This is a genomic window from Dietzia sp. B44 (assembly GCF_014145245.1).
Taxonomy (GTDB): Bacteria; Actinomycetota; Actinomycetes; order Mycobacteriales; family Mycobacteriaceae; genus Dietzia; species Dietzia natronolimnaea.
The window spans coordinates 1-5165 of the sequence record NZ_JAALEF010000153.1; the positions used below are offsets into that span (position 1 = coordinate 1).

A 5165-nucleotide genomic window follows, 5' to 3' on the forward strand; every position below is an offset into this window, starting at 1 on the left:
CCGGCCGAGGCCGCTCCCAGGTCGAGAGCCAACCGGCGCGCGCCCTCGCCCCGGGTGAGCACGTGGACCTCCGCCCCCTGCGCGAGGGCGAGTTGAGCGGTGAGATGGGCCGAACCGCCGAAGCCGTAGACGCCCAGCCTGCCGCCCGGCGGGAGCGCCGCACGCTTCAGCGCGCGGTACCCGATGATGCCCGCGCACAGCAGCGGCGCGGCCGAGAGGTCGTCGATCCCGTCGGGAAGGGCGTAGGCGAAGGCCTCGGCAGCGGTGGTGAACTCCGCGTAGCCGCCGTCGGCATCCCAACCGGTGTAACTGGACCGGGCGCACAGGTTCTCCCGTCCGGCCCGGCAGGCACCGCAACTCCCGCAGGTGGCCCGCAGCCAGGGGACGCCCACCCGGTCACCGGTGAGGAACCGGACGCACCCGGGCCCCGAACCGACGACCTCTCCGACGATCTCGTGGCCGGGGACCACCCGCGGTCGGCGGCACGGGAGGTCACCTGTGGCGACGTGCAGGTCGGTCCGGCAGACCCCGCACGTGAGGACGCGGAGCAGGATCTCCCCCGGCCCGGGCTCGGGCACGGGGAGCTCGACGAGGTCCAGCGGGGACCGCGCCAGGGGTGCCGGCTCGCGGACCACCCAGGCCCGCATCGTCGTCGTCATGGTCACGATCACCTCGATCCCGCGGTGCGGTGACGGCGATCCTATCCCCGGCCGCGCGGCGCGGGCCAGCCCCGGACAGCGATCGGGCGCGTGGTCCGGACGGCCGGAACCACGACGAGGTCCGGGACCCGCCCCCACGGGATTCGTGGGGTGGGTCCCGGACCTCGAGGGGTCAGATGTAGATGGCGGGGTCGATGTAGAACTGCGCGTCGCGCAGCTCCTCCTTCGACTCCGTGGCGGGCTTGGCGACGCCCGGGATGCCCACGACGATCGAGTTGGCCGGGGCGTCCTTGACCACCACGGCGTTGGCGCCGACCGACGAGTCCGAACCGATCTCGACGGGGCCCAGGATCTTGGCCCCGGCGCCGACGGTCACGCGGTCGCCCAGGGTGGGGTGGCGTTTGACCTGTTTGAGCGAGACGCCGCCCAGGGTGACCCCGTGGTACAGCATGCAATCGTCGCCGATCTCGGCGGTCTCCCCGATGACCACGCCCATGCCGTGGTCGATGAAGAACCGTCGACCGATGGTGGCACCGGGGTGGATCTCGATCCCCGTGAGGAACCGGGTGAACTGGCTCAGGACGCGGGCCGCGAACCGGCCGGTCCCGCCGGCCACCCACAGTCGGTGGGAGAGCCGGTGGGACCAGATCGCGTGCAGGCCGGAGTAGACGATCGCGTTCTCGACATCTCCCCGGGCCGCCGGGTCGTGGGCACGCGCCGCGGCGAGATCCTCGCGCAGGGTGCGCAGGATCCCCGCCGCGGGCGCGTCCGCGTTCGACGGAGTCGGGTCGGTCATCAGTCGCGGTAGTCCTCGAACAGCATGGTGGACACGTAGCGCTCGCCGTAGTCGCACACGATCACCACGATGGTCTTGCCGGCGTTCTCGGGACGCTTGGCCACCTCGAGCGCGGCCCACACGTTGGCACCGGACGAGATGCCGGCGAGGATGCCCTCCTCGGTGCCGAGGCGCTTGGCGATCCGCAGCGAATCGTCGAGGGTGACGTCGATGACCTCGTCGTAGATGTCCCGGTTGAGGATCTCGGGGACGAAGTTGGCGCCCAGACCCTGGATCTTGTGCGGTCCGGCCTTGCCCTCGGTGAGCAGCGGCGAGTCCTTGGGCTCGACGGCCACGATCTGGATGTCCGACTTCTGCTCGCGCAGGTACCCGCCGGCGCCGGTGATGGTGCCGCCGGTGCCGATGCCGGCGATGAAGATGTCGACCTCGCCGTCGGTGTCCTCCCAGACCTCGGGGCCGCTGGTCCGGCGGTGGACGTCCGGGTTGGCCGGGTTGGCGAACTGCCGGGCGAGGACCGCGTTCTCGCGGGTGGAGGCGACCTCCTCGGCCTTGGCCACGGCGCCCTTCATGCCCTCGGAGCCCGGGGTGAGGATGAGCTCGGCACCGTAGGCACGCATGACCGCACGGCGCTCGACCGACATGGTGTCGGGCATGACCAGGACGGACTTGAACCCGCGCGCGGACGCGACCATGGCCAGCGCGATGCCGGTGTTGCCGGACGTGCCCTCGACGATGGTGCCACCGGGCTTGAGGGCGCCGGAGGCGACCGCGTCGTCGATGATCGCGGCACCGATACGGTCCTTGACGCTGGCCGCGGGGTTGGCGGACTCGAGCTTGGCGAGCACGGTGGCCTGGAGGCCGTCGGTGAGGGAGTTGAGGCGGACCAGGGGCGTGTGGCCGATGGTCTCGGTGATGTCGGAATAGATCTTCGCCATTGGTGAGTTCCGTTCTTCAGAATGAACCGATCTGTCTATCGGCAAGTGTACGTGATCCCGCACCCGTCCGGACCACGCCCGCGTGAAATGACGGGGCCGGCGAAATGCCGCAGCGCCCGGACCCCGTGGGGCCCGGGCGCTACCGGTCGAGGACTCAGTTGTCGGAGTAGAGCGCCTCGATCTCGCTGCCGAAGCGGTCGTGCACGACGTTGCGCTTGAGCTTGAGCGTCGGGGTGAGCTCACCGCTCTCCACCGAGAACTCCGCCGCGAGGATCTTGAACTTGCGGATGGACTCGGCGCGGGAGACGGACTTGTTGGCCTGGTCCACCGCGTCCTGGATGGCGCCGACCAGTTCGCCGTCCTGGAGCAGGTCCGCCACCTCGCCGGTCTTGCCGTGCTTGTCCCGCCACGCCGGGAAGGTCTCCTGGTCGATGGTGATCAGCGCTGCGATGTAGTTGCGGTTGTCGCCCACCACGACGGCCTGGCTGATCAGCGGATCGGCCGAGAGGAGGTCCTCCATCTGGGACGGCGACACGTTCTTGCCGCCGGCGGTGACGATGAGGTCCTTCTTGCGGCCGGTGATGGACAGGTAACCGTCCGAGTCGAGCTCGCCGATGTCACCGGTGTGGTACCACTCGCCGGTCCACGAGTCCTCGTTGGCCTGCGGGTTCTGCCAGTAGCCCTTGAACAGGGTCTTGGCCTTGGCCAGGATCTCGCCGTCGTCGGCGATCTGGATGGTCACGCCCGGGATCGGGCGACCGACGGAACCGATCTTCGCCTGGCCGATCGGGTTGACGGTGAGCACGCCCGAGGACTCGGTCAGGCCATAGCCCTCGAGGAGGTCGAAGCCGGCGCCCCGGTAGAAGTGACCCAGGCGGGCGCCCAGGGGGCCGCCGCCGGAGATGATGCGGTTGCACTCGCCGCCCAGGGCGTCGTGGAGCTTCGAGTAGACCAGCTTGGAGAACAGCTTCTGCTTGAGCGCCAGGCCCGCGGACGGCTTCCCGCCACCCTCCATGGCCATGGAGTAGTCGATCGCGGTCTGCACCGCGGCCTTGAAGATCTTGGCCTTGGCGCCGCCGGCGGCCTCGGCCTTGCCCGCGGCGGAGTTGTAGACCTTCTCGAGCACGCGCGGGACCGACACGAGGAAGGTCGGGTGGATCTCCGCCAGGCGCTCGACGACCTTGGTCGTGTCGGGCTCGTGGGCCACGGCGACGCGCTTGTAGAAGCATGCCACCTCGAGGATGCGGGCCAGCACGTGTGCCAGCGGCAGGAAGATCAGGGTGCGGCTGTTGGGGACGAACGCGTCCTTGAGCTGCTCCTCGACCGACATCACGACGCCGGCGAACCCGCCGTGCAGGATCTCGCAGCCCTTGGGGTTGCCCGTCGTGCCGGAGGTGTAGATGATGGCGCACCGGTCCTCGTGGCCCGTCGCCAGCGAGGCCTGCTCGAGCTGCTCGTCGGTGACATCCGCTCCCGCGGCGGTGAGCTGGGCGACCAGGTCGTTCTCGATGACCATGATGTCGCCGTTCCACTCGGTGCCGGACGTCAGCACCTCGCGGAGTTCGAGGTTCTCGACCACGGCGAAGGTCGCGCCGGAGTCGGTGAGGATCCAGTCGCACTGGCCCGACGAGGAGGTCTCGTAGATCGGCACGGTGACGGCGCCGACCGCCCAGGAGGCCCACGCGATGAGTGACCACTCGTAGCGGGTGTGGCTCATGATGGCCAGGCGGTCACCGGGCTTGACGCCCCGGGCGATGAGTCCCTTGGCGACGCCCTTGACCTCTTCCAGGTACTGGGCGCAGGTGACCTCCTTCCAGTCGGTCCCGACGAGCCGCAGTACCGCGACGTCGTTCGGGGCCTCCTCCGCGTTCTTGAACACGAGTCGGCCGAGGTTCTCGACAGGGAAGGGCTTGGTTACTGGAGGGGTGGCGAACTCGGTCGTCATTGCGATCCTTAGGTCATGTGTGGCCTGTATCACTGGCAAGTGTAGAGGGTTGGCCGCTGTCCGTGTTCAGCACGGTCTATTTAGATCCGTTTATGAGGGGCGCGTCAGGTTCGTGATCCCGGTTCCTGTGATACGGGTTACACTGACGACATGTTCGGGGGCACGGGACCCGCGGCGAGCCTGCTGGTGGCCGAGTCGTGGGAGCGCAGCAGGCATCGGGGTATCGACCCCACCGTGGTCGCGCCGTCGGTCGAGTTGGAGGGCCCGGACCTCTCCCGCCACGTGGCGGAGCACCGGATGGCGTCGGTCCTCCCGGTGGTCGAGTCGGTCCTCGTGCCTGGCGTGGTCTCCAGCGGGCACATCGTCGCCGTCGCGGACGAGCGGGGACGGTTGCTCCGCGTGATCGGTGACCGGGGCGTCCGGTCCCGCGCGGAGTCGATGGCGTTCATCCCCGGCGCGGTCTGGACGGACGAGGCGGTCGGGGCCAACGCGCCGGGGCTCGCGCTCCGGCACGACACGGAGGTGCGGGTCCGCGGGTCCGAGCACTATCTCGAGATGGCCCACGAGTGGAGTTGCGCGGCGGCGCCGGTCCACGACCCCGGGACGGGTGAGCTGATCGGGCTCATCGACGTCACCGGCCCGAGCAGTGCCGCCTCGGACCAGATGCTCGCCCTGATCCGGGCGACGGTGATGCTCGCCGAGGGGGAGCTGCGCACCGCCGCCGGCCTGGTCGTACCCCGTCGCGGCGGGGTCGACCGAGCCGACGGTGGGCGGTTCAGGCTGCGTGTTCTCGGGGCGGGGGCCGGCGTGCTCGACGGGGACGGTCCCGG

At 69.9% G+C, this 5165-nt stretch carries 5 protein-coding genes; 1 reads left to right on the forward strand and 4 read right to left on the reverse strand.

Going from position 1 to position 5165, the window contains the following annotated elements:
• The 4 genes from G6017_RS06080 to G6017_RS06095 form a co-directional block, all read right to left on the reverse strand.
• On the reverse strand, positions 1-647 hold a 647-nt coding region (locus G6017_RS06080), incomplete at its 3' end, for a zinc-binding alcohol dehydrogenase family protein (protein ID WP_182616455.1).
• Between the two features lie 184 nt (positions 648-831).
• Positions 832-1455: a serine O-acetyltransferase EpsC gene (gene epsC, locus G6017_RS06085; RefSeq protein ID WP_182609696.1), complete on the reverse strand. Its 624-nt coding sequence runs from the start codon at positions 1453-1455 to the stop codon at positions 832-834.
• The gene (gene cysK / locus G6017_RS06090) at positions 1455-2390 is read right to left on the reverse strand and encodes a cysteine synthase A (protein WP_179524173.1); all 936 of its coding nucleotides are present in this window, start codon (positions 2388-2390) and stop codon (positions 1455-1457) included. Before cysK ends, epsC begins: the two co-directional genes overlap by 1 nt.
• 154 nt (positions 2391-2544) lie before the next feature.
• A complete protein-coding gene (locus G6017_RS06095) occupies positions 2545-4335 on the reverse strand; it encodes an AMP-dependent synthetase/ligase (RefSeq protein WP_182609697.1) in 1791 nt (596 codons plus the stop codon).
• Between the two features lie 150 nt (positions 4336-4485).
• Here G6017_RS06095 and G6017_RS06100 point away from each other — a divergent pair.
• Positions 4486-5165: GAF domain-containing protein (locus tag G6017_RS06100; protein ID WP_347237954.1), on the forward strand; the 680-nt coding region annotated here is incomplete at its 3' end.